Source organism: Bradyrhizobium sp. USDA 4502, from assembly GCF_054063355.1.
The window spans coordinates 1,119,904-1,145,994 of the sequence record NZ_JBSSGF010000001.1; the positions used below are offsets into that span (position 1 = coordinate 1,119,904).

At 65.0% G+C, this 26,091-nt stretch carries 19 protein-coding genes; 12 read left to right on the top strand and 7 right to left on the bottom strand.

Annotated elements, in window-relative coordinates:
- Window positions 1-2 precede the first annotated feature (2 nt).
- Genes ACVW1B_RS05040 through ACVW1B_RS05050 form a run of 3 tightly spaced genes read left to right on the top strand, consistent with a single transcriptional unit; the run spans window position 3 to window position 5,160 of the window.
- Complete coding sequence (locus ACVW1B_RS05040; protein ID WP_057015154.1) at window positions 3-959, top strand: ABC transporter permease; 957 nt, start codon at window positions 3-5, stop codon at window positions 957-959.
- Window positions 956-1,840 (top strand): ABC transporter permease, encoded by an 885-nt coding sequence (locus tag ACVW1B_RS05045; RefSeq protein ID WP_456821275.1) that lies wholly within the window; start codon window positions 956-958, stop codon window positions 1,838-1,840. The genes ACVW1B_RS05040 and ACVW1B_RS05045 overlap by 4 nt, the downstream gene beginning before the upstream one ends.
- 17 nt (window positions 1,841-1,857) lie before the next feature.
- Window positions 1,858-5,160 carry a carboxyl transferase domain-containing protein gene (locus ACVW1B_RS05050; RefSeq protein ID WP_456821276.1) on the top strand — a complete coding sequence of 1,101 codons (3,303 nt, stop codon included), beginning with the start codon at window positions 1,858-1,860 and terminating at the stop codon, window positions 5,158-5,160.
- Window positions 5,161-5,344: 184 nt separating this feature from the next.
- Here ACVW1B_RS05050 and ACVW1B_RS05055 read toward each other — a convergent pair whose 3' ends face one another.
- On the bottom strand, window positions 5,345-6,979 hold the full coding sequence (locus tag ACVW1B_RS05055; protein ID WP_456821277.1) for a flavin-containing monooxygenase: 1,635 nt from the start codon (window positions 6,977-6,979) through the stop codon (window positions 5,345-5,347).
- Window positions 6,980-7,213: 234 nt separating this feature from the next.
- Here ACVW1B_RS05055 and ACVW1B_RS05060 point away from each other — a divergent pair, with 234 nt between their 5' ends.
- The 4 genes from ACVW1B_RS05060 to ACVW1B_RS05075 all read left to right on the top strand — a co-directional run bounded on the left by ACVW1B_RS05060 (window position 7,214) and on the right by ACVW1B_RS05075 (window position 11,895).
- Window positions 7,214-8,437 carry a cytochrome P450 gene (locus ACVW1B_RS05060; protein WP_456821278.1) on the top strand — a complete coding sequence of 408 codons (1,224 nt, stop codon included), beginning with the start codon at window positions 7,214-7,216 and terminating at the stop codon, window positions 8,435-8,437.
- A gap of 118 nt (window positions 8,438-8,555) precedes the next feature.
- Window positions 8,556-10,157, top strand: coding sequence for a GMC family oxidoreductase (locus tag ACVW1B_RS05065; protein ID WP_456821279.1), 1,602 nt, complete (start codon window positions 8,556-8,558; stop codon window positions 10,155-10,157).
- A 17-nt stretch (window positions 10,158-10,174) separates the two neighbouring features.
- Window positions 10,175-10,624 carry a hypothetical protein gene (locus tag ACVW1B_RS05070; protein WP_456821280.1) on the top strand — a complete coding sequence of 150 codons (450 nt, stop codon included), beginning with the start codon at window positions 10,175-10,177 and terminating at the stop codon, window positions 10,622-10,624.
- Between the two features lie 236 nt (window positions 10,625-10,860).
- Window positions 10,861-11,895 (top strand): S1C family serine protease, encoded by a 1,035-nt coding sequence (locus ACVW1B_RS05075; RefSeq protein ID WP_456821281.1) that lies wholly within the window; start codon window positions 10,861-10,863, stop codon window positions 11,893-11,895.
- A 182-nt stretch (window positions 11,896-12,077) separates the two neighbouring features.
- Here ACVW1B_RS05075 and ACVW1B_RS05080 read toward each other — a convergent pair whose 3' ends face one another.
- Window positions 12,078-12,185 carry an alpha/beta fold hydrolase gene (locus ACVW1B_RS05080; RefSeq protein WP_456821282.1) on the bottom strand — a complete coding sequence of 36 codons (108 nt, stop codon included), beginning with the start codon at window positions 12,183-12,185 and terminating at the stop codon, window positions 12,078-12,080.
- Window positions 12,186-12,494: 309 nt separating this feature from the next.
- Here ACVW1B_RS05080 and ACVW1B_RS05085 point away from each other — a divergent pair, with 309 nt between their 5' ends.
- From ACVW1B_RS05085 to ACVW1B_RS05105, 5 genes are all read left to right on the top strand, one after another.
- Complete coding sequence (locus ACVW1B_RS05085) at window positions 12,495-13,934, top strand: IS1182 family transposase (RefSeq protein ID WP_253607763.1); 1,440 nt, start codon at window positions 12,495-12,497, stop codon at window positions 13,932-13,934.
- Window positions 13,935-14,140: 206 nt separating this feature from the next.
- Window positions 14,141-15,652 (top strand): tetratricopeptide repeat protein, encoded by a 1,512-nt coding sequence (locus ACVW1B_RS05090; RefSeq protein ID WP_456821283.1) that lies wholly within the window; start codon window positions 14,141-14,143, stop codon window positions 15,650-15,652.
- Between the two features lie 307 nt (window positions 15,653-15,959).
- On the top strand, window positions 15,960-16,868 hold the full coding sequence (locus ACVW1B_RS05095) for a LysR family transcriptional regulator (protein ID WP_456821284.1): 909 nt from the start codon (window positions 15,960-15,962) through the stop codon (window positions 16,866-16,868).
- Window positions 16,869-16,968: 100 nt separating this feature from the next.
- Window positions 16,969-17,859, top strand: coding sequence for an NAD-dependent epimerase/dehydratase family protein (locus ACVW1B_RS05100; protein ID WP_456781308.1), 891 nt, complete (start codon window positions 16,969-16,971; stop codon window positions 17,857-17,859).
- Window positions 17,860-17,862: 3 nt separating this feature from the next.
- Window positions 17,863-18,180, top strand: coding sequence for a DoxX family protein (locus tag ACVW1B_RS05105; protein WP_456781307.1), 318 nt, complete (start codon window positions 17,863-17,865; stop codon window positions 18,178-18,180).
- A gap of 241 nt (window positions 18,181-18,421) precedes the next feature.
- Here the strand turns inward: ACVW1B_RS05105 and ACVW1B_RS05110 are convergent, their stop codons facing one another.
- The 5 genes from ACVW1B_RS05110 to ACVW1B_RS05130 form a co-directional block, all read right to left on the bottom strand.
- Entirely contained in the window at window positions 18,422-19,201 is a 780-nt protein-coding gene (locus ACVW1B_RS05110; RefSeq protein WP_456821285.1) for an alpha/beta fold hydrolase, read from the bottom strand.
- Window positions 19,202-19,205: 4 nt separating this feature from the next.
- Window positions 19,206-20,501 (bottom strand): O-acetylhomoserine aminocarboxypropyltransferase, encoded by a 1,296-nt coding sequence (locus ACVW1B_RS05115; RefSeq protein WP_456821286.1) that lies wholly within the window; start codon window positions 20,499-20,501, stop codon window positions 19,206-19,208.
- Window positions 20,502-20,609: 108 nt separating this feature from the next.
- Window positions 20,610-21,914 (bottom strand): nicotinate phosphoribosyltransferase, encoded by a 1,305-nt coding sequence (gene pncB, locus ACVW1B_RS05120; protein ID WP_028343682.1) that lies wholly within the window; start codon window positions 21,912-21,914, stop codon window positions 20,610-20,612.
- A gap of 61 nt (window positions 21,915-21,975) precedes the next feature.
- Window positions 21,976-25,518, bottom strand: a complete 3,543-nt coding sequence (locus ACVW1B_RS05125; protein ID WP_456821287.1) for a molybdopterin cofactor-binding domain-containing protein — start codon at window positions 25,516-25,518, stop codon at window positions 21,976-21,978.
- Window positions 25,518-25,985, bottom strand: coding sequence for a 2Fe-2S iron-sulfur cluster-binding protein (locus tag ACVW1B_RS05130; RefSeq protein WP_438079305.1), 468 nt, complete (start codon window positions 25,983-25,985; stop codon window positions 25,518-25,520). The genes ACVW1B_RS05125 and ACVW1B_RS05130 overlap by 1 nt, the downstream gene beginning before the upstream one ends.
- Between the last annotated feature and the right edge of the window lie 106 nt (window positions 25,986-26,091).

Below are 26,091 nucleotides of genomic sequence, written 5' to 3' on the forward strand. Positions count from 1 at the left end.
CGATGGCGCGGCGGTCACCGGTCAAGGTCGTCGGCAGCCGCCTCGTGCAGGCGCTGCCGGTGATCCTGCTCGCGACCTTCATGGTGTTCGCGCTACTCAAGCTGGTGCCCGGCGACATCGCCGTGACGCTGGCGGGCGACAACGCGACCGACGCACGGATCACCGAGATCAGGAAGATCTACGGCCTCGACCGCCCGTTCCTGGTGCAATATGGCGCCTGGCTCGGCAATGTCGCGCAAGGCGATCTCTCGCAATCGCTATTGACCGGCGAGAAGGTCGCGGACTCGATCGGGCGCGCGTTTCCGAACACGCTGCTGATCGTCGTGATCGCGCTGGCGCTGGCGCTGGTCACGGGCATCCCGATGGGCGTGATGGCCGCGATCAAGCCGAACGGCTGGATCGACAAGCTGATCAGCATGCTGGCGTCGCTCGGCGTCGCGGTGCCCGGCTTCTGGCTCGCGATGATCCTGGTGGCGGAATTCTCGCTGAAGCTGAACTGGCTGCCGGCGACCGGCGCAAAATCCTTCAGCGCCTCGCCGGTCGATGCGATCAGGCATGCGCTGCTGCCCGGCATCGCGATCGCGGCCTACGGCATGGCCGAGGTCGCGCGCCAGCTGCGCGGCGCGCTGCTGGAGGTGCTGTCGTCGCAATATGTCCGCACCCTGCATGCCAAGGGGCTGTCGATGTCGCGCATCCTCTGGCAGCACGGCCTGAAGAATGTCGGCGTCAATCTGCTCACCATCATCAGCCTTTTGGTCAACCGCATGCTGGCGGCAACCGTGGTGATCGAGGCGGTGTTCGCCATTCCCGGACTCGGCAGCCTGATCGTGCGCGGCGCGATCCAGCGCGATTTCCCGATCGTGCAAGGCGTCGTCTTCACCATGGTGGTGGTTGTGATCGCGGTGAACCTGATCACCGATTTGCTCTGCGCCGCGGTCGATCCGAGGATCGAGCAATGACCGAGGTGGCGCTCGCTCCCCTGAAGGCACCGGCGCGGCGGACGCGGCTACGGCGCTTTGCGCGCTGGCTCGCCGGCGACCTCCGCGCCGCGCTGTCGATCCTGGTGCTCGTGGTGCTCGTCGTCGTCGCAATCGGTGCGCCCTGGATCGCGCCCTATGCGCCGACCGCGCAGGACGTCAACAACATGCTGGCGCCGCCGGGGCCGGCCCATCTGCTCGGCACCGACGATCTCGGCCGCGACATCTTCTCCCGTTTGATCTACGGCGCGCCGGCCACCGTCTACGCAAGCCTGCTTGCGGTCGGCGTCGCGGTCCTGATCGGGCTGCCGGTCGGGCTGATCGCCGGCTATTTCGGCGGCTGGATCGACGACATCATCAGCCGCATCATCGACACCTTCCTGTCGTTCCCCGCCATCGTGCTGGCGATCGCGGTCACCGGCGCGCTCGGCATCGGGCTGACCAACGGCATGATCGCGGTCGGCATCACGATGTTTCCGGCGCTGGCGCGCATCGTCCGCGCCCGCACGCTGATCGTGCGGCAGGAGCTCTATGTCGATGCCTCCAGAGGCTTCGGCGCGCCGACATGGCATGTGCTGTGGCGGCACGTGCTGCCGAACACGCTGCAGCCTGTCATCGTGCAAGTGACGCTCTTGCTCGCCGCTGCCCTCTTGGCCGAAGCCAGCCTGTCGTTCCTCGGCCTCGGCATCCAGCCGCCGGACCCGAGCTGGGGCGCGATGCTGGCGCGCGCCTATCAATACATGGAAATCGCCCCGGAGCAGATGTATGCGCCGGGCCTTGCCATTCTCGTCGTCTCCCTGGCGTTCAACGCGCTCGGGGAGTCCTTGCGTGTCGTGCTCGATCCGACCATGAAGGATCGCTGATTTTTGGTGAAGATGTCATGTCCTTCAAAAAATTGCTGATTGCGAACCGCGGTGAGATCGCGATCCGGATTGCCCGCGCCGCTGCCGACAGCGGCATCGCGACCGTCGCGATCTATCCCGCCGACGATGCCGCCTCGCTGCATGTCCGATCCGCCGACGCGAGCCACGAGATTCCAGGCCGCGGCGCGCGGGCCTATCTCGACATTGAGGCGGTGGTTGCGGCGGCCAAGGCCGCAGGCTGTGACGCGCTGCATCCGGGCTACGGCTTCCTCAGCGAGAACACGCAATTGGCGCGGCGCTGTGCCGAGGAGAAGATCACCTTCGTCGGCCCGTCGCCGGAGGCGCTCGATCTGTTCGGCGACAAGGCCAAGGCAAAGGCGCTGGCGAAGAAATGCGGCGTCCCGATCATTGCTGGCACTTCGGGCGCGACCAGTCTGGACGAGGCAAAGGCCTTCTTCGGCTCGCTCGGCGCCGGCGCCGCCGTGATGATCAAGGCGATCGCCGGCGGCGGCGGGCGCGGCATGCGCGTGGTCGAGGATGCCGCCAAGCTCGACGAGGCCTATGCGCGCTGCCAGTCGGAGGCCAAAGCGGCGTTCGGCAGCGATGCCGTTTATGTCGAACGGCTGATCCGCAAGGCCCGCCATATCGAGGTGCAGATCATCGGCGACCGTTACGGCGCCATCAGCCATCTCTGGGAGCGCGAATGCACCATCCAGCGCCGCAACCAGAAGCTCATCGAGGTGGCGCCGAGCCCGTCGCTGAGTGATGGCATGCGCGCGCGCATCATCGAGGCGGCAAAGCAGCTCGCGACCGCCGCGCGCTACGACAATCTCGGCACCTTCGAATTCCTGGTCGATGACGAAGCCGGCGAAGGTGAGGGTGCCTTCGCATTCATCGAGGCCAATCCGCGGCTCCAGGTCGAGCACACCGTCACCGAGGAGGTGCTCGGCGTCGACCTCGTGCGTTCTCAGCTCGCGGTCGCCGCCGGCGCCACGCTCGCTTCGCTTGGGCTGGCGCAGGCCACCGTGCCGCTGCCGCGCGGCTATGCGATGCAGCTTCGCGTCAACATGGAGGTGATGGACGAGAAGGGCATCACAAAGCCAACCGGCGGCACGCTCAGTGTGTTCGACCTGCCGTCCGGCCCCGGCGTTCGCGTCGATACGTTCGGCTATTCCGGCTACCGGACCTCTGCCGCGTTCGACTCGCTGCTCGCAAAAGTCATCGTGCATTCGCCGAGCCCAAAATGGACCGACGTGGTGCACAAGGCATCGCGCGCCTTGCGTGAATTCCGGATCGGCGGCGTCGCCACCAACATCCCGTTCCTCGGCGCGATCCTGGCGCATCAGAGTTTTGGGCGGAACAAGATCAGCACCAACTTCATCGATACCCATGTGGCGGCGCTGGTCGGCGCGGCGCAGGATCTGGCCGCACCCTTGATCGAAGTGAGCGAGGTGGCTGCGACAAAGACCGTCGCGACTGAGGCGCCTCCCGAGGGATCGCTCCCGGTGCCCGCGCCGCTGCAGGGCACCATCGTGGCGATCGAGGTCGCGGAGGGCGATCTGGTCCGTCCCGGCCAGCAGATCGCAGTGCTGGAATCGATGAAGATGGAGCATCTCGTCACGGCACCGCATGGCGGCCGGGTGACCAGGATCGCGGGCGGCATCGGCGTCACGTTGATGCATGGCGAGCCGATCCTGTTCTTTGAGCCTGCCGAGGTCGACGGCCATCACGCTGCGGAGGAGGCCGCGATCGATCTCGATCACATCCGGCCTGATCTCGCCGAACTGATCGCGCGCAAGGCGATCACGCTGGACGAGAACCGCCCGGCCTCGGTCGAGCGCCGCCGCAAGACCAACCAGCGCACCGCGCGCGAGAACATCGCGCAGCTGGTCGATGAGGGCTCGTTCGTCGAATACGGCTCGCTGGCGATCGCGGCGCAGCGCCGCCGGCGCAAGGTCGAGGACCTCATCAAGAACACGCCGGCCGACGGCCTGATATCAGGCGTCGCCACCGTCAACGCCAAGGATTTCGGCGCCGACGGCGCGCGCTGCATGGTGATCTCCTACGACTACACCGTGCTCGCCGGCACGCAAGGGCACATGAACCACAAGAAGATCGACCGCATGCTCGGCCTCGCCGAGCAGTGGCGGATGCCGCTGGTGTTCTACGCCGAGGGCGGCGGCGGCCGTCCCGGCGATACCGACCGGCTCGGCATGACCGGCCTCGACGGCCCGTCCTTCGTGCAGTTCGCAAAACTCTCCGGGCTGGTGCCCGTGGTCGGCGTGGTCTCCGGCTATTGCTTCGCCGGCAACGCCGCGATGCTCGGCGTCTGCGATGTCATCATCGCCACCAAAAATGCCTCGATCGGCATGGGCGGTCCGGCGATGATCGAGGGCGGCGGGCTCGGCGTCTACCATCCGGCCGAGGTCGGCCCGGTCTCGTTCCAGTCGCCCAACGGCGTGATCGACATCCTGGTCGAGGACGAGGCCGAGGCGACCAGGGTGGCGCAGAAATATCTGTCCTACTTCCAGGGCGCGGTGCAGGACTGGAAGGCGCCGGACCAGCGGCTGCTGCGCCGCGCGATCCCGGAAAATCGCCTGCGGGTCTACGATGTCCGCAACGTGATCGACCTGATCGCCGACGAGGGCTCGGTGCTGGAGATCCGCAGGGATTTCGGCGTCGGCATGATCACGGCCTTCATCCGCATCGAGGGCAAGCCGTTCGGCCTGATCGCCAACAATCCGAAGCATCTCGGCGGCGCGATCGATGCGCCTGCCGGCGACAAGGCCGCGCGCTTCATGCAGCTGTGCGACGCCTTCGACATCCCGATCGTCTCGCTCTGCGACACGCCGGGCTTCATGGTCGGCCCCGAGGCCGAGAAGACCGCGATCGTGCGTCATGTCGCGCGGATGTTCGTCACCGGCGCGAGCATTACGGTGCCGCTGTTCGGCATCGTGCTGCGCAAGGGCTATGGCTTAGGGGCGCAATCGATGATCGGCGGCGGCTTCCACGCCTCGTTCTTCACGGTGGCGTGGCCGACCGGCGAGTTCGGCGGCATGGGTCTCGAAGGCTATGTCCGGCTCGGCTTCCGCAAGGAGATGGAGGCGATCGAGGACCCGGTCGAGCGCGAGAAGTATTTCCAGACCAAGGTCGCCGAGCTCTACGCCAACGGCAAGGCGGTCTCGATCGCCTCGGTGCTCGAGATCGACGAGGTGATCGATCCCGCCGACACAAGGCACTGGATCATGGCCGGCCTGCGCTCGGTGCCGAAGGTCGAGCCACGGACCCACCGCAAGCGGCCGTGTATCGATGCGTGGTGAGGTGACGGCGCAACACACTCTGTCTCGTCCCGGCGAAAGCCGGGACCCATAACCACCGATGGTCATTGTTGCACGGTGCCGGGGCCACAGCCTCCTTCAACAACCCAACCCTGTGGTTATGGGTCCCGGCTTTCGCCGGGACGACGGCGGTGGGTGTGGCTCGCGCATCGTCTCAATACGCATGTTAGCCCAACCGCAACTCCGTATACCCCTTCGCCGCCACCTCGTCGCATCGCGCGCGATATGCCGGCGCGCTGCCGCTGTAGCGGGCGACGATGCGGGTCTGCTTGCCCTCAACGTTGCGGTTGATGCCGGTCATCCAGGAATCGACCTCGTTGGAGAGCAGGCCGACGCCGAGCGTTTTGACATGCTCGGTCCAGTCGGCGGTGCCTTCAGGCGTGGCGTCGAGGAAGGTCAGGTCTCTCTCCTGCGCAAAGCGGATCAGCCCGGTGACCCAATCCACGCTGTATTCGATGCTGCGCGGGATGTTGCCAAGCGCGGTGTGCGGCCCCATCAGCATCATCATGTTGGGGAAGCCGTCGACCATCAGCCCGAGATAGGTTTCCGGGCCGTGCGTCCATTTCTCCTTCAGCCGCGCACCGTGCGCGCCGCGGAAATCGATCTTGTCGAAGCTGCCGGTGATGGCATCGAAGCCGGTGGCGTAGATGATGATGTCGAAGGCGTAGTCCTTGTCGGTCGTCCGGATGCCCTCGGGCGTGATCCGCTCGATCGGCGTCTCCTTGATATCGACCAGCTCGACATTGTCGCGGTTGTAGACCTCGTAATAGAAGGTCTCGAGCGGCAGCCGCCGCGTGCCGAAGCCGTGGTTCTTCGGGATCAGCATCTCGGCGACCGCCTGGTTCTTCACGCGCTCGCGGATCTTGCGCGCGACGAAATCGCTGATCGTCGCATTCGCCTTGCGGTCGATCAGGATATCCTTGAAATTGCCCTGCCAGATGCCGAAGCCGCGCTCGCCATAGAGCTTCTCGTAGAACGCTTCGCGCTCCTCCGCGCTCACCTCGAATGCGCCGCGCGGATCGGGCGTATGCACGAAGCAGGCGAAGGTCTCCTTGCAGCGCGCGAAGATCTCGGGATAGCCGGCCTTGATCCTGGCTTGCGTCTCGGCGTCGATCTTGCCGTTGTGCAGCGGCGCCGCCCAGTTGGCGGTGCGCTGGAACACGGTGAGATGCCCGACCTCGCCGGCGATGGTCTGGATGGTCTGGATGCCGGTCGCGCCGGTGCCGATCACGGCGACGCGCTTGCCGGTGAAATCCACCTTCTCCTTCGGCCAGCGCGCGGTGTGGAAGGATTGGCCCCTGAAATCGTCGCGGCCCTCGATGCGCGGCAGGGTCGGCGTCGACAACGGGCCGATCGCGGTGATCAGGAAGCGGCAGGAGTGCTGCGCGCCGCTTTCGAGCGTGACCCGCCAGTTTCGCGTGTCGTCCTGGTAGATCGCGGACGTGACGCGGCTCTCGAACTGGATGTCGCGGCGCAAGTCGAACTTGTCGGCGACATGGTTGCAGTAGCGCAAGGTCTCGGGCTGGCCGGCGAAATGCTCCGACCATTCCCATTCCGCGAGCAGCTCCTTCGAGAACGAGTAGCCGTAGGAATAGCTCTCGGAATCGAAACGTGCCCCGGGATAGCGGTTCCAGTACCAGGTGCCGCCGACGCCGGTGCCGGCCTCGAACACGCGCGCGCTAAGACCAAGCTCGCGCAGCCGGTAAAGCTGGTACATGCCGGACAGGCCGGCGCCGATGATGATGACGTCGTAGTCCAGCGCAGCCGTCTGGGCGATGTTGTCCTGGCGCAATTCGGCCACCTGTCGTTGCTCCCTGATGGATTGATTGCCGGCAAGGCTAGCCGGTCTTCCTGCTGCCGACAAACATCGAACAGCGGGGCAGCTATCGGGATTTGCCGGGTGCGTCGGCCCGCGCGCATTCCGCGCGGCGGACTGTCCGCCTCGCGGCTTTACTCGGCCGCGCGATTCCCTCTATCGTCGTCCGACACAACGATCGCCCGCCAAGCGGCGACGGAACCTAACGGGAGTGAAGCGATGGGAGAGGCGCTGCGCAGGCCGACGTCGACAGACGTCAGCAATCCCCGGCTTTACCAGGATGACACCTGGCGGCCGCTGTTCGCGCAACTCCGCCGCGACGATCCCGTGCATTATTGCGAGGCGTCGGCCTACGGCCCCTATTGGTCGGTGACGCGCTACGACGACATCTTCGCGGTCGAGCTGGATCACCAGAACTATTCGTCGGCCTCCGAGCTTGGCGGTATCCAGGTCACGGACCAGCCGAAGGGGCAGGAGCGGCCGAGCTTCATCCGCATGGATCCGCCCGGCCACACCGCGCAGCGCCGCACGGTGGCGCCGATCGTAGCGCCGTCGAACCTCGCCAATTTCGACGCCCTGATCCGCAAGCGCACCTCAGCCGTACTCGATGCGCTGCCGCGCAACGAGACCTTCGACTGGGCCGAGCGGGTCTCGGTCGACCTCACCAACATGATGCTGGCGACGCTGTTCGATTTCCCCCCTGAAGACCGCGCCAAGCTGACCTGGTGGTCGGATGTTGCGATCGCCAACGTCGAATCCCCCGACGCGGTGGTGCGTTCGGAGGCTGAACGCACCGCCGAACTGGTCAAGATGGGAGAATATTTCCGCAAGCTGTGGGACGCGCGGGCCGATGCGCCGCCGACCTTCGATTTGATCTCGATGCTGGCGCATTCGGACGCGACGCGGAATCTGGAGCCGCGCGAGTTCATCGGCACGATCGGGCTGTTGATCGTCGGCGGCAACGACACCACGCGCAATTCGATGTCGGCCGGGCTGATGGCGCTGTGCGAGAACCCGGAGCAGTTCGAGCTGGTCCGCGCGAGGCCGGAGCTGATCCCGAACCTGGTGTCCGAGACCATCCGCTACCACACGCCGGTGCTGCACATGCGCCGCACCGCACGCAACGACGTCGAGCTTGCCGGCCGCCGGATCAAGAAGGGCGACAAGGTCGTGATGTGGTACATCTCCGGCAACCGCGACGAGGACAAGATCGAGCGTGCCGATGAATTCATCATCGACCGCGCCAAGCCGCGCCAGCATCTCGCCTTCGGCGCCGGCGTCCACCGCTGCGTCGGCGATCGCCTCGCCGAGCAGCAGCTGCGCATCCTCTGGGAGGAGGTTCTGGCGCGCGATCTGCGTTTTGAGCTGATGGGCCCGCCGCAAAGGCTCTATTCCAATTTCATCCGCGGTATACGAAGCTTGCCGGTGAGAATCGTCAATTGAAGTTGTGGGTTGTCATTCCGGAGCGATGCGGAGCATCGAATCCGGAATCTCGAGATTCCGGGTCTGGTCCTTCGGACCATCCCGGAATGACGGGGTCATCTGAGATCAAGGAACAAGAATGAAGAACGATCCCGTTGACGTCCTGATCATCGGCGCCGGCGCGTCCGGTGCCGCGGTGGCCTGGAGCCTCGCCGATACCAAGATGCATATCCTCTGCCTCGATCAGGGCGGCTGGATGAATCCTGCCGAATATCCGAGCACCGGGCGCGACTGGGAGGCGAAGTTCTACGGCGAGTGGTCGTCCAGCCCGAACGTCCGCAAGCGGCCCGAGGACTATCCGATCAACGACGACAATTCGCCGATCAAGGTCGTCAACTTCAACGCCGTCGGCGGCTCGACGGTGATGTACACCGCGCACTGGCCGCGGCTGCATCCGTCCGACTTCAAGGTGAAGACGCTCGACGGCGTCGCCGATGACTGGCCGATCGATTACGACGCACTCACGCCGTTCTTCGAGGAGAACGATAGGATGATGGGCGTCTCGGGCCTGTCGGGCGATCCGCTGTCGCCGCTGAGCCACCCGCCGATGCCGCAGCAGCCGCTCGGGCTGTCGGGCCCGCTGATCGGCAAGGCCATGAACAAGCTCGGCTGGCACTGGTGGCCGTCGGACACGACCGTGGCGACGATGGATTACGAGGGCAGGGCGCGCTGCATCAATCTCGGCCACTGCACGCCGGCCTGCGCGCAGGGTGCCAAGGCCTCGACCGACATCACCTACTGGCCGCACGCGGTCCGCGCCGGGGTTGAGCTGAAGACCCATTGCCGGGTGCGCGAGATCCTGACCAACGAGCACGGCATGGCCTCCGGCGTCGTCTATTACGACAAGGACGGCGTCGAGCAGTTTCAGCCGGCCGAGGTCGTCATCATCGCCTGCAACGGTGTCGGCACGCCGCGGCTGCTGCTCAATTCGGTGTCGGGCAAATTCCCGAATGGCCTCGCCAACTCGTCGGGCCTGGTCGGCAAGAACCTGATGTTCCACCCCTACGCGCAGATCTACGGCTTCGTGAAGGAGCCGACCGACAGCAACCGCGCCCCGCCGACCTGCCTGTGGAGCAAGGAGTTCTACGACACCGATCTGTCGCGCGGCTTCGTCCGCGGCTACGGCATCCAGTTCGGCCGCGGCGCCGGGCCGGTGTTCGAGGCGGTCGCGAGCGAGCAGAAGGGCATCCTACCCTGGGGCAAGGATCATCACCGCGTGTTCCGCAAGCTCAACGGCCATCGTCTCGCGGTATCGGCGATCTGCGAGGATCTGCCGGAGGAGCACAACCGCGTCACGCTCGATCCCGTGTTGAAGGACAGCCACGGCATCCCCGCGCCGAAGATCGACTACACGATCAGCGCGAACAGCCGGAAGATGATGGACCATGGACTGGCGCGCGGCCGGGAGATTCTCGAGGCCGCCGGCGCCACCGATATCTGCGTCAACGATCCGATCCCGTGGGGCGGCTGGCATCTGCTCGGCACCGCGCGGATGGGCACCGATCCGGCGCGCTCCGTGGTCAACGAATGGGGCCGCTCGCACGACGTGAAGAACCTCTTCATCGTTGACGGCAGCATCTTCGTCACCTCGGGCGGCGTGAACCCGACCTCCACCATCCAGGCCCTTGCGCTCTACATCGCCGACCAGATGAAGCAGCGCCTCGCCAATCTGTTCGACTGAGACCGCCAGAGACCGACATGTCCGATAGCAATCAACTGACTGCAGCCCAGCGCGCCGATCTGCGCACCGTCGCCGCGATGATCGTTCCCGCAAGCGACGAGTACAAGGTGCCGGGGGCGGACGATGCCGCGATCCAGGCTGACATGCTGGCGACGCTCGGCCGCGACACCGCGCTGGTCGCACAGGCGCTGGATCATCTGGCTGATCTCGCCGGCAAGCCGCTCGCCGAGCTCGACGATGCCGGGCGCGATGCGGTGGCGCAGGAGTTTCGTATCCGTGGCGGCGCGGCCGCGGCGACGCTCGTCCGCGTGGTGCTGCAATGCTACTACCGCGACGACCGCGTGCTGCGCTCGCTCGGCCTCGAGCTGCGCGCGCCGTTCCCGAAAGGCCATGTGCTGCCGGAGGGCGACTGGTCGCTGCTCGATCCGGTCAAAGCGCGCGGCGGGGTGTTGCGGCGGGCGACCTAGCGTTGTGTCCGTGACTTGACAGTCCATTCCGTCATTCCGGGGCGCGACGAAGTCGCGAACCCGGAATCCAGAGGTCGTGCATCGAGATTCCGGGTTCTCGCTTCGCGAGCCCCGGAATGACACTGAGTCAATCGCGCGTCAGAGACGCAGCCCTAGCCATCCGGGCAGGTGCAGGGCGTAACCACTTGCGGCGGCGAGAGCCGGTCACCATCTGAGGAGACCAAAGGACTCTCGCCATGCTGGATATTACCTCAGATACCGCCGGTGACACGCCGTCAGCGGCGACGGCCGATGCTGCCCAGGTCGCAACCCAGGTCGATGACCGGGCCTTGCTGGATGCCTATTCGAATGCCGTGATCGACGTCACCGACCGCGTCGGGCCCGCCGTGGTCCGGGTCGAAACCGGGCCGAAGGTGCGCAATGCGCGCGAGCGCGGCGGCCTCGGCTCGGGCATCGTGATCTCGCCCGACGGGTTCGTGCTGACCAACAGCCACGTGGTCGGATCGTCGAAGGAGATCCGCCTGCGCGACACCGAGGGCTTCGTCACCGATGCGCATGTGCTCGGCGTCGATCCCGACACCGATCTCGCGCTGCTGCGGGCCGATGGCGCGCGCGATCTGCCTTACGCGTCGCTCGGCAACTCCAAGACGCTGCGGCGCGGCCAGCTCGTGGTCGCGATCGGCAATCCGCTCGGCTTCGAATCGACGGTCACCGCCGGCGTGGTGTCGGCGCTGGGACGCTCGATCCGCTCGGTGAGCGGGCGCACCATCGAGGACGTGATCCAGACCGACGCCGCGCTCAACCCCGGCAATTCCGGCGGGCCGCTGGTGTCGTCGAAGGGCGAGGTGATCGGCATCAACACCGCGATCATCAACGGCGCGCAGGGCATCTGCTTTGCGGTCGCCAGCAACACCGCGCAGTTCGTGCTGTCCGAGATCATCCGGCACGGCTATGTCCGCCGTGCCTATATCGGCGTTGCCGGGCAGACTGCGCCGGTGCCGCGGCGGCACGCGGTACTGGCCGGGGTCGAGAACAAGATGGGCGCGCTCTTGATGCAGATCGAACCGGACAGCCCGGCCGCGCGGGCGGCGCTGCTGCCCGGCGACGTCGTGATCAGGCTCGACGGCATCGAGATCAACGGTGTCGACGACCTGATCCGCGCGCTCGATCACAGCCGGATCGACCGGAGCCTGTCGATGGACGTGCTCCGCCTCGGCCGCCTGCGCGCGATCGAGATCCATCCGATCGAAAGGAAGCCGGCGAAGCAGTAAGGATAGTCCCAGCCGCGCACGAGATGCACCCTCTCCCGTTGTGGGAGAGGGTGGTTTCGCTGCGAAAGCAGCGAAACCGGGTGAGGGGTTCTCTCCGCGGATAGAGACCCCTCATCCGTCGCGGACTGCGTCCGCGCCACCTTCTCCCACAAGGGGAGAAGGGAAGGAGGCCTCGAGCACCGCTACTGCGGCGCCGCCAGCAGCTCGTCGGGTTGCTCGACCATCATCATGTGGCCGGCGCCTCGCAGCACCACAACGCGGGCATTCGGCGTCGCGGCATCGTCCGCCAAACAGCGCCTTCGCCGTCCGACGGGTGCCACTAAAGCGCGGTGAGATTAGGTTGAATCGTCATCGCGCTTTGGCTCTTTGTTTGAGCGTGATCTTTTCGGAAAACCGCTTCGCACTTTTCCGGATCATGCTCTAGCAGCCGCTTGGAAATTGTTTCCGACAGCCTGCGTGGTCGTGCTCGCGCAAAATGTCGGGTCTTGGAGGCGAAGCGGAAATCTAGTGCTCGTGCTGAGCTTTACCGGTTGTGACCCTGGCTGTGTGAAAACGCTGGGCTGCTGTTATGATTCTCCTGTGATTCTTTGGGGGAATCGATGAGGCGCTTCGTTGAAGAGGCGGATCGTGGACAGCGGTCGCTGTTGCCCGAATGCCTCGATGACTTCATTGACGAGAGCAACCCTGTTCGCGTGATCGACGTATTTGTCGATGCGCTCGGTTTGGCTGAGATGGGCTTTGAGGGTGTGGAGCCGGCGGCCACCGGTCGGCCGTCGTACCATCCCTCGGTGCTCCTGAAGCTTTACATTTACGGTTATCTGAACCGGGTACAGTCGAGCCGGCGGCTGGAACGAGAGGCCGGGCGCAACGTCGAGGTGATGTGGCTGCTGGGTCGGCTCGCTCCCGATCACAAGACGATTGCGGACTTCCGCAAGGACAACGGCCTGGCGCTGCGCAGGGTATGTGCGCGCTTCGTCGAACTCTGCCGAGAGATGGGTCTGCTGGCGACGGCGAGCGTCGCCATCGATGGCAGCAAGTTCAAGGCCGTGAACAACCGGGACAGGAACTTCACGCGCGCGAAGATGGAGCGACGGCGTGCTCAGTTGGAGGAGAGCGTCGCGCGCTATCTGAGCCAACTTGACACGGCCGACCGCCAGGAGCCGACCGAGGCCCTGGCCACGAAGGTGACGAGGCTTACCGAGAAGCTGACGAAACTGAAGGAGGAAATGGGCAAGCTTGCCGTCTACGAGAAGCAGATGCTTGCGTCACCCGACCAGCAAATCTCCCTGACCGACCCCGACAGCCGCTCGATGGCGACGAGCGGGCGCGGCTCTGGTGTTGTCGGCTACAACGTACAGGTCGCCGTAGACACCGAACACCATCTGATTGTGACGCACGAGGTGACGAACAGCGGCTCGGATCGGGCACAACTTGCCAATATGGCCAAGCGGGCGAAGGCTGTTCTGAAGACTGAGACGCTCGAAGCTGTAGCCGATCGCGGCTACTTCAACAGCCCAGAGATCCTTGCGTGCCACGAAGCGGGCATCACGGTAACTCTGCCCAAACCGCTAACGTCCGGCGCTAAGGCAGACGGACGCTTCGGTAAACAGGACTTTGCCTATTTGCCAGAGGAGGACGTCTATCGCTGCCCGGCCGGGGAGCGGCTATCATATCGCTATACGAATGAAGAAGACAGCAAGGTGCTGCGGCGCTACTGGACCACGGCCTGTCAAAGCTGTTCGCTCAAGACCCAATGCACGCCTGGGTCAGAACGGCGGATTACGCGATGGGAGCATGAGCATCTGCTCGAGGCTGTGCAGCAGCGCCTTGATGCAAGCCCGCACGCCATGCGTCAGCGCCGCGAAACTGTCGAGCATCCGTTCGGCACCATGAAGGCCCGCATGGGAGCGACACACTTCCTCACCAAAACGCTTCCGAAAGTGGCGGCCGAAATGGCGCTCTCCGTCCTGGCCTACAATCTGACACGGGTCATGAACATCGTCGGGATCAAGCCGCTGATGGCTGCGATCGCGGCATGACACCAATCCAGTCCCGACTGCCTCGGGACTGGCGTTTTTACACGACCAAGACCCTGACCGGAAATCTATTCAACGTCGTAAAAGCGACCACCGTCCTGCAACGACTTGTAAGAGGCGTGAAAACTTAGTCAGCAACGTTGACCAAGTGAAGCCGCAACAAATCTGCTAGGCTTGAGTATCCGGACGTTTGGCCCCTGCGGGAGGCTATGGTGACGAAGTCGGAATTCTCCAACGACCTACCGGACAAGCCGGCATCCGATGATGGCCCACTGAACGAAACGGCATCTGATAACGAGCCAACGGACAAATCGGCGTCGACTCTCAACTTTAAGGGGCGCCTCCGAGCGCGATTGCAGTTGATCGGTGGGGCGCTCGCTTCGATTGCCGCAATAGGCGCGATCGCGGGTGGTCTCATCGGCTACTGGACTGTGTGGAAAACGCTCCGCACCGACGTGTTCCCGGACAAGCAGCAGACGCAGAGGGAGGCTACCGCCCGGCCCGACATTGCTCCCCGCTTGTCACTCGTCGTCCTGCCGTTCGCAAACCTCAACAACGATCCGGAGCAGGACTATTTCGCCGATGGCATTACGACTGATCTGACGACCGACCTCGCGCAAATGCCCGGCGCGTTCGTTATCGGACGCGGAACGGCCTTTACATACAAGAACAAGCAGATCGACTTCAGGACGCTCGGCAAAGATCTTGGCATCCGCTGGGCGGTCCAAGGCGCGGTGCGGCGCAACGGGGAGCAGGTCCGGGTCAACGTCTCACTTACCGATGTCGCGAGCAATCGCGACGTCTGGTCCGATCGTTTCGACGGCGATCGCACGAACCTCGCCGTTTTGCAGGACCAGATCACAGCGCGGCTCGCTCGCTCACTGAACATTGAACTGATCCAAGCCGAAAGCCGCCGCAGCGAAGTGGACCGATCAACGAATCCAGACGCCATGGACTTCACGATGCGCGGCTGGGCAAAGCTCTACGAGCCGCAGTCGAAGATCCAAAACGTTCAGGCAGAAGAGCTGTTCGACAGTGCGTTGCGCCTCGATCCGGACAACGTTGAGGCCATGATTGGCAAAGCGCGGTGTTTAGCAATTGGTGCGAACAACCGATGGTCTGCGTCCGTTGTTGAAGACAAAATGCAAGCAATCGACCTCATCGACAGAGTTCTGTCCAAAAACGCGGCAAGCGCGAGTGCTCGTACGACCAAGGGAACCATTCTTCTATTTGGACATCCTGAGGAGGCATTGGCTGAATTCGATGCTGCGCTCGAAATTGATCCAAATAATCCAGCTGCCTACGCTGCTAAAGCAATTGCACTCGTCGTCTCCGGGCGAGCGCGCGAGGCCTTCTCGCCGGCCCAGTTGGCTCTCCGTCTCAGTCCCAGAGATCCTTTTGCTTTCCAGTGGCGCTTCTGGCTCTGCCATGCACACTTGCACCTCCATCAATATGGAGAAGCGATCGAGGAATGCGGGCGCTCGGTCAATCTGAACAACTCGCCCTGGTTCGCCTATGTGGATCTGACATCGGCTTATGGAGCCACGGGGCAATTGGAACAGGCACAGCGGAGCTTGACTGAATTGAACAAGCGCCGACCAGACTTTACGATCCATTGGTACCGTGATCTCGTTTACCCAATGTCAACCAACCCGCAGTTTCGTCGAGAGATCGATGACATACTCGATGGGCTTAGGAAGGGGGGCGTCCGGGAGCAATAAGGTGAAGAACGTTCGCTTGCTGACGCTGACGGCCTCTTCCATCTCGAATGTCACCTATTGACCCTCTCGGACTTACGGCAATGTCCGCTTTCGCGCTCCTGTCAGGGCCATGGCAGACATCCAACGCGCGTGATCCGAGCCACCTCGATTTGTGAGTGCACGCTCCACCTGCACCAAATGACGCACCACATTAGCACAGACTGGAAGGAGGACGGCACCTATTGACCCTCGGCGCCGCCTCCTGAGCGGCGTGCGCTTGACGTACGGCCGCTATCCCCGTTCGGCGCATTCCCTTATGGTCGGCCACATGGATATAGCCGGCTTCGACCTCAACTTGATGAAGGCCTTTGATGCGCTGTACGCGGAGCGCCACGTGACGCGCGCCGGATCGCGGATCGGCCTCAGCCAGTCGGCGATGAGCGGCGCGCTCACGCGCTTGCGAGAGCTTCTTGGGGACGAGCTCTTCGTGCGAACGCCTTCAGGCATGCAGCCAACGCCCCGCGCCCATGACCTTGCTGGTCCCGTCTCGGATGCGCTCCGGCTTCTCCGGAGCGCGCTACAGGCCGATAGCTTCGACCCCGCGACGGCCGACAATACCGTCACGCTCGCGATGAGCGACTATGCGGCGTTCGTCTTGTTGCCGCCGCTCATGGCCCGCCTCAGCATCGATGCCCCACACATCAACGTGCGGGTCTGCGGGATGTTCGGACGAGACGAAGCCATCACGCTGCTCGACAGCGGCGAGGCGAATCTGGCGATCGGTTTCCCCGTCGAGACGTCGGCGCGCATTATCAGCAGCCCGCTTTTTTTTGAGAGTTTCGCCTGCGTCGTGCGGGAGGGACACCCGGCGTTCGCGGATGGTCCAAGCCTCAAGGCTTTCGCAGCGGCGCCGCATCTTCTGGTCTCTCCGGAAGGCGACCGCTCCGGGATCGTCGATCTGAGGCTTGCCGATCTCGGCCTCGAACGACGCGTCGTGCTGAGCCTGCCACAATTCCTGGCCGCCCCCTTCGTGATCGCCGGGACCGACCTCATCGCGACGCTGGCCTCCCGGGTCGCACGAAGGTTCGCTGGTACCGGAGCAGGCATAGCGATTTATGATCCGCCGCTCGAACTGCCCACCTGGCCACTCCACCTGATGTGGCACCGGCGGGCGGATACGCATGGGGCTATTGCCTGGCTGCGCGGCATCATCACCAAAATCGCCGCCTCGGCTTGACGCCATCGGCGCGATCGATAGCGCCACATCAGAACTCGCGATTTCCATCCGCATTGCCGTTCCGCTTTGTTGAATTCACCGAAATTGAAGGGTGATCGACATGCGAGTTTTGGTAACAGGCGCGACTGGCTTGATCGGCGGTGCGGTAGCGCACCGATTGAAAGAGGGAGGTCATGAAGTCGTGGGACTCGCCCGGTCGGAAGCGAGCGCGGCCAAGCTGCTCGACCGAGGCTTCGTGGCGGAGACAGGTGAGCTTGCCGACCCGGTGAGCTTGGCCTCGGCGGTACGGGGCGTGGACGCCGTCGTCCATGCCGCTTCGCCCAACGATCAGAACGCTGCGTCTCTCGATGAGATTGCGACGCGTGCGATCCTCGAAGCGCAGCGCGGAACGGGTCAGCGCTTCATCTATACCAGTGGCAGCCTGGTCTACGGCTCCACGGGTGACACGTCAGTGACCGAGCACACTCCACTGAACCCGGTCGAGATGGTCCGCTGGCGCCAGGCGCTGGAACGCGAGATCCTCGCGGCCGAAGCCGGGGGCGTCCATCCGGTCGTTATCCGGCCTGCCTGGGTGTATGGCAACTGGGGCGGCGCCGCGATGATGATGGTCGCATCGGCCAAGGAACATGGTGCGGCACTTCATGTCGGTGACGGTCAAAATCGCTGGTCGACCGTGCATGCCGACGATCTGGCCGATCTCTATGCGCTCGCGCTCGAGCAGGCACCGGCGGGATCCGTCTTCAATGGCGCGCACGGTTCGGCGCCGCGGCTCGTCGAGATCGCACGCGCAGCGAGCGAGTTGGGCGGTGCCGGGGGCCGAGTGGCGGCATGGCCGCTCGAAGAGGCGCGCAAGGTCCTCTGGGGTTTCGCCGATGCGATCGCCTCCGATCAGATCATCTCGGGCGAGAAAGCGAAGCGCGAACTCGGCTGGAATCCTTCGCGGCGATCGATCATCGACGAGTTGCGCGCTTATGTGTTGGCGGTCGCTTAGGTCATGCACACGATATTCATCAGGCTGCTTGCCGCTGCCTTCGCCAGTGCAGGTTTGTTCAATGCGATCGCGACGTCGACGACGCGGAGCAACTTTGTTCGATGGGGGTATCCCGCGTGGTGGTGCCGGGTCACCGGCGGATTGGAGATATCGGCCGCAATCCTGGTCACACTACCGGCAACCCGTGCAGCCGGCTTGACCCTCTGCGCCGTCATTCTCGCAGCGGCAGCTTTGACCATCCTGCGACATCGGGAGTTTTCCCATCTCGTACCGATCGGTTGCTTCGCTGCCTTGCTCCTGATGGCGAGCCGGATTTCCTGAAAGATCGGTGGCTCCGGCGCGTTCGCGGAAATTCGGAATAATAGAAGATATCGCTGAGTTGCCCGACGTGTCAAGTTGCTTGTCCGAGGGCCGGCGGCCCCCCGGCTACTTTGCATGGGGTTGTTTTCGATATTTTGGGGCCGCTCGCCTTCGAGGGAGGTTCGCCAACGTCACCGGCAGTGGCGGCGGCAAAGGCACTTCGAATGCGAAAGCACCGGAGCCGGCTGAGGGGTCTCGAGCGCTACTGCAACGCCGCCAGCAGCTCGTCCGGCTGCTCGACCATCATCATGTGGCCGGCGCCTGACAGTACGACGGTGCGGGCGTTCGGCGTCGCGGCGGCGAGTGTTTTGCCGGCCTTGGCCGGGGTCATCATGTCGCGTTCGCCGAGGACGAAGGTGGCGGGCACCCTAACCGCGGCAGCAGCCGTGAGCGCGTTCTGGTAGGCGTTGCAGGCGTTGAGGTCGTTGTACAGCACGCCGGGCTTCGCCTCCTGCAGCACCCGCTGCGCGCCCTGATGCATCCACAGGCCCGGCGCGAGACTGCCGCCGAGCTCGGCCTTGAAGCCGAGGCCCCAGATCGAGACCATGTCGATCGCAGCGACGTCATTGGCCTCGGCGGCCTTCAACAGATCGGGGCCGACCGTCATGGTCGCGGCGGTGCCGATCAGCGCGAGGCCGGAGACCTTGTCGGGATGCCGCGCCGAGGTCTCAATCGCGATCAGCGATCCCATCGAATGGCCGATCAGCCGCGCCTTCGATGCGCCGGCCGCCGTGATCAGCGCCGCGATCCAGTCGGCCATCTCGGCGATGGTCGGGAGCGGCTTGCCGGCGGAGCGGCCATGGCCCGGCAGGTCCGGCGCCAGCACGGAAAAACCGTGATGGGCGAACCAGCGGCTGTGCAGCGCCCAGGTCGAGGAATCGAAGCCGGCGCCGTGGATCATCACCACCGCCGGCAGCGACGGATCGAACGGCCTGCCGCCGGTCGCGATGAAGGTGTCTGATCCGTTCACGGAAAGCTGCATGGGCTTAAGTCCTTTGCGAGGCGCGCAGCGCCTGGCCGAGATCGTCGATGATATCCTCAGCGGTTTCGATGCCGACCGACAGCCGCACCAGCTCCTCGCCGATGCCGGCGGCCTTGAGCTGCTCGGCGTCCATCTGCTGATGCGTGGTGCTGGCGGGGTGGATCACCAGCGTCTTGGCGTCGCCGACATTGGCGAGATGGCTGATCAGCTTCAACGACTCGATGAACTTCTTGCCGGCGGCGCGGCCGCCCTTGATGCCGAAGCTGACGATCGAGCCGGCGCCGCGCGGCAGCAGCTTCTTGGCCAGCGCGTAATCCGGATGCGTCTCCAGCGAGGGATGCAGCACCCAGTCGACCGCCTTGTTCGCGGCGAGGGCGTCCAGCACCGCATGGGTGTTGCTGACATGGCGATCCATGCGGACGCCGAGCGTCTCGATGCCCTGCAGCAGCTGGAACGCGTTGGTCGGCGACAGGCAGGCGCCGAAATCGCGCAGGCCCTCGGTGCGGGCGCGCATGATGAACGCGGCCTTGCCGAACTGCTCGTCGAAGACGATGCCGTGATAGCCGGCATAGGGCTCGGTGAGCTGCGGGAATTTGCCGGAGGCGCGCCAGTCGAACCGCCCGCCATCGACGATCACGCCGCCGATCGCGATGCCATGGCCGCCCATCCACTTGGTCGCCGAGTTCATCGCGATGTCGGCGCCGAGCTCGATCGGCTGGCTGAGATAGGGCGTCGCGAAGGTGTTGTCGATCAGCAGCGGAATCTTCGCGTCATGCGCGATTTGAGCCACCGCGGGGATATCGAGTACTTCGAGGCCGGGATTGCCGATGGTCTCGCCGATCACGAGGCGGGTGTTCGGCTTGATCGCGGCACGGAATTCGTCGAGCGCACGTGGCTTCACGAACGTCGTGGTGATGCCGAACCGCGGCAGCGTGTGCGCCAGCAGATTGATGGTGCCGCCATAGAGCGAGGCGGAGGCGACGATGTGGTCGCCGGCATTGAGCAGGGTCGCGATCGCAAGATGCATCGCGGCCATGCCGCTGGCGGTGCAGATCGCGCCGACGCCGCATTCAAGCGCGGCGATCCGCTCCTCCAGCACTGATGTCGTCGGGTTCGAGATGCGGGTGTAGATGTGGCCGGCGCGCTCCAGATTGAACAGCGCCGCGGCATGATCGGCATCCTGGAACACGTAGGACGTGGTCTGATAGATCGGAACCGCGCGCGCGCCGGTCGCGGGATCGGGGCGCTGGCCGGCGTGCAGGCTCAGGGTTTCGAAGGCAGGCGGCTTGGGTGCGGGCATGCGAAGCTCGTCAGGTCAGTCGATGGGAGTGGTGGGTTGGCGAGGAGTCTTTTATTTGACGCGTTTTCTTCACGCGAACCGGTGTCCACTTCGCTTGAAAACGCTTTGTTAGACGTGAACTGCGGTGCGAACACGGCCGACATTGCCGAACACGCGCAAATAGCGCTCGACCTCGGACGGGATGCCGGTCGCCTTCTCCGGATTGTCGGAGAGCTTGACGGCCGGGCGTCCGTCGACCGACGTCACCTTGCAGACGATCGAGATCGGGTCGAGCTCGGCGGTGCCATCGGGTGCGCAACCGACGAAATCGTTCGTGAGGTTGGTGCCCCAGCCGAAGCTGACGCGCACGCGTCCCTTGAAATGGTGGAACGTCTCCTCGATCGAGCCGACATCCATCGCGTCGGAGAACACCAGCAGCTTCTCCTTGGGATCGCGGCCCTTCTGCTTCCACCACTTGATGATCTCTTCGCCGGCCGTGATCGGCGGCGCGCTGTCGGGACGAAAGCCGGTCCAGTCGGCGACCCAATCGGGCGCGTCGCGCAGGAACGGCTTGGTGCCGAAGGCATCGGGCAGCGCGATCAAGAGGTTGCCGCCATAGGTGTGGCGCCACTGATCGAGGATGCGATAGGGCGCCCAGCGCAGCGCCTCGTCGTCATTGGCGAGCGCGGCGGCGACCATCGGCAGCTCGTGCGCGTTGGTGCCGATCGCCTCGAGGTCGTTGTCCATCGCGAGCAGCACGTTCGACGTTCCGGTGAAGGAGGGGCCGAGGCCTTCCTTGACCGCCTCGACGCACCAGCGCTGCCAGAGGAAGCCATGGCGGCGGCGTGTGCCGAAATCGGACAGCCGCAAGCCGTCCAGCTTGCGCAGCCGCTCGACCTTGGCCCACAGCTTGGCCTTGGCGCGGGCGTAGAGCACGTCGAGCGCGAAGCGGCCGTAGGTCTTGGTCGCCGCGCGCGAGCGCAGCTCGTTGAGGATCGCGAGCGCCGGGATCTCCCACATCGTGGTGTGGGTCCACGGCCCGTGGAAATGGAGCTCGTACTGGCCGTCGACCTTGTGCAGCTCGTATTCGGGCAGCCGGAAGTTCGACAGCCAGTTGATGAAGTCGGGCGAGAACATCTGGGTCTTGCCGTAGAACGTGTTGCCCGCGAGCCAGATCAGCTCCTTCTTGGTGAAGCGGATGGTGCGGGCGTGGTCGAGCTGGGCGCGCAGCTCGGCCTCGTCGATGACCTCGGCGAGCCGGATATGGGTCGAGCGGTTGATCACCGAAAAGGTCGTGCGGGTGTCCGGATAGCATTCCCGGATCATCTGCTGCATCAACAGCTTGTAGAAATCGGTGTCCAGCAGGCTGCGCACGATCGGGTCGAGCCGCCAGCCATGGTTGTAGGTCCGGGTCGCGATATCTGTCACGGTCATGCGGGAACCTTAGCCTGCCGGGCGCCGCCCGCCCAGTGGGTATCGGGCGGAACATGGCAGGTCAGCGCGCTATGGTCTGCCGTATACGGCCGACGGTGGCGGCGACATCGGCCCAGGCCGGCTTGTCAGGGGCAAATTGCCGCCGCAGGAAGGTGACGAGCTCGGCGACCTGGCCGTCGCTCATGCTGTCCTTGAACGCCGGCATGTAGCCCAGATCGGTCACGGCCGGCTTGGCGATGCCGTGCAGGATCACCTGGATCAGATTGTCGGGCGCGTCGCTGTGCAAATTGCTGTTCAGCGCCAGCGATGGCCGGCTGCCGAACAGCGGCGGGCCGCCGACCTCATGGCAGACTGCGCAGGCGCCTTGATAGATCCGCGCCCCCGCCGAGGCGGCGGTGGTGACGACGGTGCCGGCTTCGAGCTTCGCGGCAATGGCATCGTGGGCCGACCGATTGGTGCCCTCGTTGAACGAGGCGAGGTAGACCGCCATCGCGCGGATGTCCTGGTCGGGCAGCGCGGCGAGCTCCTGCACGACCGGCGCCATCGGCCCTGCGGCAACGCCGTGCAGGCGCGACTCGCCGGTGCGCAAATAGGCGTAGAGCTCGTCCTCGCTCCAGGGGATCGGCGCCTTCGACAGCGACGTCAGCGCCGGCGCCTCCCAGCCCTCGGCGAAGCCGCCGGCGAGATAGGCGCGCTGCCGTTCGGCGCCGAGCGCATTGCGCGGCGAGTGGCAGGCGCTGCAATGGCCGAACCCTTCGATCAGATAGGCGCCGCGATTCCACACTTCCGATTTAGTGGGATCACCTTGGAACGTGTTGGGCCGATGGAACAGCGCATTCCATCCGGCGAGCAGCGGCCGCAGATTGAACGGAAAGGTGAGCGCGTTGGCCGGCGTCTCGGCGCGCACCGGCGTCTGCGCCATCAGATAGGCATAGAGCGCCTGCAGGTCGGCATCACTGGTCCTGGCGAAATGCGTGTACGGGAACGCCGGATAGAGATGGCGCCCGTCGCGATGGATGCCCTCGCGCATCGCGCGCTCGAAGGCGGGATAGGACCAGGCGCCGATGCCGGTGTCGACATCGGGCGTGATGTTGGTGGTGTAGATGGTGCCGAACGGCGTCTCCAGCGGCCGGCCGCCGGCATTCAGGACGCCATGCTCCGACGTGTGGCAGACGGCGCAGGCGCCGAGCGCTGCAAGCTCCTTGCCACGGGCGATCGTCGCAGCGGAATAGACCGAGGCGTCGGGCCGGGCGATCGGCGCGATCGCGCGCCAGGGCAGCACGGCCGCGCCGATGCCGATCGCCGCTGCGCAGAGTGCGGCAATGCCGGCGAGCACGCCGCCGCGCTTTGCAAAGGGATTCTGCCATCTGTTGAGGTCGGCCGTCTGCGCAGGCGGCGGGAGCGGGGCGGGCGCGACCGGTTGCTCGCCGCGCAATCCCTTCAGGATGCGCTCCGGCGTGAACGGCAATTCGCGGAAGCGGACCCCGGTCGCGTCGTAGATCGCGTTGGCGATCGCGGCGGCACTCGGCACCGAGGCGGACTCGCCGACGCCGAGCGGTGGTTGATCCTGCCGCGGCAGCATCAACACATCGATCTTCGGCAGCTCAGGAAACTTGATGATGGGGTAGGCGCCCCATTCCCGCGCCGCCACCGCGCCGCGCTCGAAGGAGACCTCCTCCATCAGCGCGCGGCTGGTCGACTGGATGACGTTGCCCTCGATCTGGTGCCGCACCCCCTCCGGATTGATCATCAATCCGGAATCCTGGCCGGCGACGACGCGGGTCACGCTGACATCGCCGGTCGCCTTGTTGACAGCGACGTCGGCGATCCATGCCGACCACGCCGCGCCGTAACCGGGAAACTTGCTGTGCACGTAGAGCGCATAGGCAAAGCCGCGGCCGCGCACGATGTCGCCGTCCGCCTCGGGCTCTTTCCACACCGGGCGCGGCGTCCAGCCGGCGCGCTCGGCAACGGCATTGACGAGATCGATCGCGCGCTTATCCTTCAGATAGCGCAGCCGGTACTCGATCGGATCGACCTTCGCCTCCGCCGCAAGCTCGTCGATGTAGGATTCATGCGCAAAGGTGTTCGGCAGCGCCGAGACGCCGCGAAACCATGACGCGCGCACGATCGGCGGCATGTCGTTGGCGATCACGCGCATGTTCTCGTAGTCGTAGGGCGGGATCGCGGTGCGGTCGCCCATCTCGAACACCGCGGCTTCAGGCGCGATCCGCCCGGTGAGCAGCAGCGCCAATGTCGGCGCGCCGTTCGAGGGATAGCGCGTGGCAAAATCGTAACCGGCGACGCTGCCGTCGGCGTTGAGCCCGCCATTGACGTCCATCAGCTGCGCGGTGCCTTTCGGCTCCCAGGCATGCTCCTGCTCGCGGGTGAGCTGGACGCGCACAGGACGGCCGACCGCGCGCGACAGCAATAGCGCATCGGCGGAAACATCGTCGGCGCAGTTGCGGCCGTAGCAGCCGGCCGCCTCCATCCGGATCACGTCGATCTCGGATTCCGGCCGCTGGATCAGCAGCGCGAGGTCGCCGCGCAGGATGTGCGGGTTCTGCGTGCCGGACCAGACCCGGATCGCGCCCTCGCTGTAATCGGCAACCGCGCAGGACGGGCCGATCGAGCCGTGCATCTGGTAGGGCCAGACGTAAGTCCGCTGCATCGGCTTGGCGGCCGCCTTGATCGCGGCGTCGACGTCGCCCTTGTCGATCAGCTGGCGCGGCGTCGAGGGATTGGCGCGCAGCGCCTTCTCCACGTCGGCAAGATCGGTCAGTGCCGGTCCGGGCTTCCAGCTCACCGTGAGCTGCGCGGCAGCCTTGGTCGCATTCTCCTCGCGCTCAGCAACGACGCCGACGAAATCGCCGATCCGCACCACCGCGACGAGGCCTGGAATATCGCGCACCGAGGCTTCATCGACCGCAATCAGGCTGGTGCCGACGAACGGGCCGGCATCGACGCCGGCGTAAGGCGGGCGGACCACGCGGCCATGCAGCATACCGGGCACGCGCACATCGTGGACATAGACGAGCTCGCCGGTCGCCTTCGCCGGCACATCGACGCGCGGTATCGACTTGCCGACCACCGAATAGGCGCTCACGGCCTTGACCGGAACCTCATCGGCAAGATCGAGCCGGATGATCTCGTCCGCGATCAGCTCGCCATAGCTGACGCTGCGGTTGTCGTGGCCGCGGATCAGCCCGTCCTCGATCGTGAGCTCGTCGACAGCTAGCTCCAATCGCTCGGCGGCGCGCGCAAGCAAAAAATGCCGCGCTTGCGCGGCGGCCTTGCGCAGGGGAACGGCGGTGATCTGGATGGTTTCGCTTGCGATCGTCGGGCCCTGGTTCGGCACCACGGCGGTGTCGCCGAGGATCACGACGACGCGGGCAAAGGAGACGTCGAGCTCTTCGGCAACGATCTGACCGAGCGCGGTGCGGATGCCGGTGCCGAGATCCACATGGCCGTTATAGGCATTGACCGTGCCGTCGGCCGTGATGGTGATGAAGGTCTCGAACTCATCTTCGGCGCCCAGCACCGCAGGGCGGACGACCGACAGCGAGCCGCGCTGGCGTTGCTCAGGAGCCCGTGCGTCCACCATCAATCGCGCGCCTCAAGGGCGTGACCGGCCGCGCGCATCGCCGCGCGGATGATCTCGATATGCGCGCCGCAACGGCAGAGATTGTAGCGCAACGCCTCCAGCACCTCATGCTCGGACGGATTGGGATTGCGCATCAGCAAGGCCTTGGTGGTGATAATCATGCCGTTGAGGCAATAGCCGCACTGCGCGGCCTGTTCGCGAATGAAGGCATCCTGCACCGGATCGGGATGCTCGCGGCTGCCGAGGCCTTCGAGCGTGACGATATTGCGTCCGGCGCAGCCCTCGATCGGAATCACGCAGGCGCGGGCGGCGACGCCGTCGATCAGCACCGCGCAGGCGCCACACTCGCCGAGCCCGCAGCCATATTTCGGCCCGTTCAATTCGAGGTCGTTGCGCAGCACGTGAAGCAATGCGGTGTCGGGAGCGGCGTCGACATCATGATTCCTGCCGTTCACGGTCAGGCGCATTGCCCCGGTTCTCCCTTGATGTTTGCGCTGCAACGTCAGCGTCGGATCGCCGACGAGGATAACGTTTGTATACAAACGTGCAAGCGGCGGCATGCCGCGCTGCAGC

Bases quoted from the DNA above. Each gene is read 5' to 3' on its own strand.
- ACVW1B_RS05130 (WP_438079305.1), bottom strand. From the start codon at position 25,985: ATGCGCCTGACCGTGAACGGCAGGAATCATGATGTCGACGCCGCTCCC.
- pncB (WP_028343682.1), bottom strand. From the start codon at position 21,914: ATGACCGTGACAGATATCGCGACCCGGACCTACAACCATGGCTGGCGG.
- ACVW1B_RS05070 (WP_456821280.1), top strand. From the start codon at position 10,175: ATGTCCGATAGCAATCAACTGACTGCAGCCCAGCGCGCCGATCTGCGC.
- ACVW1B_RS05060 (WP_456821278.1), top strand. From the start codon at position 7,214: ATGGGAGAGGCGCTGCGCAGGCCGACGTCGACAGACGTCAGCAATCCC.
- ACVW1B_RS05075 (WP_456821281.1), top strand. From the start codon at position 10,861: ATGCTGGATATTACCTCAGATACCGCCGGTGACACGCCGTCAGCGGCG.
- ACVW1B_RS05105 (WP_456781307.1), top strand. From the start codon at position 17,863: ATGCACACGATATTCATCAGGCTGCTTGCCGCTGCCTTCGCCAGTGCA.
- ACVW1B_RS05040 (WP_057015154.1), top strand. From the start codon at position 3: ATGGCGCGGCGGTCACCGGTCAAGGTCGTCGGCAGCCGCCTCGTGCAG.
- ACVW1B_RS05125 (WP_456821287.1), bottom strand. From the start codon at position 25,518: ATGGTGGACGCACGGGCTCCTGAGCAACGCCAGCGCGGCTCGCTGTCG.
- ACVW1B_RS05100 (WP_456781308.1), top strand. From the start codon at position 16,969: ATGCGAGTTTTGGTAACAGGCGCGACTGGCTTGATCGGCGGTGCGGTA.
- ACVW1B_RS05045 (WP_456821275.1), top strand. From the start codon at position 956: ATGACCGAGGTGGCGCTCGCTCCCCTGAAGGCACCGGCGCGGCGGACG.
- ACVW1B_RS05110 (WP_456821285.1), bottom strand. From the start codon at position 19,201: ATGCAGCTTTCCGTGAACGGATCAGACACCTTCATCGCGACCGGCGGC.
- ACVW1B_RS05115 (WP_456821286.1), bottom strand. From the start codon at position 20,501: ATGCCCGCACCCAAGCCGCCTGCCTTCGAAACCCTGAGCCTGCACGCC.
- ACVW1B_RS05095 (WP_456821284.1), top strand. From the start codon at position 15,960: ATGGATATAGCCGGCTTCGACCTCAACTTGATGAAGGCCTTTGATGCG.
- ACVW1B_RS05050 (WP_456821276.1), top strand. From the start codon at position 1,858: ATGTCCTTCAAAAAATTGCTGATTGCGAACCGCGGTGAGATCGCGATC.
- ACVW1B_RS05065 (WP_456821279.1), top strand. From the start codon at position 8,556: ATGAAGAACGATCCCGTTGACGTCCTGATCATCGGCGCCGGCGCGTCC.
- ACVW1B_RS05085 (WP_253607763.1), top strand. From the start codon at position 12,495: ATGAGGCGCTTCGTTGAAGAGGCGGATCGTGGACAGCGGTCGCTGTTG.
- ACVW1B_RS05090 (WP_456821283.1), top strand. From the start codon at position 14,141: ATGGTGACGAAGTCGGAATTCTCCAACGACCTACCGGACAAGCCGGCA.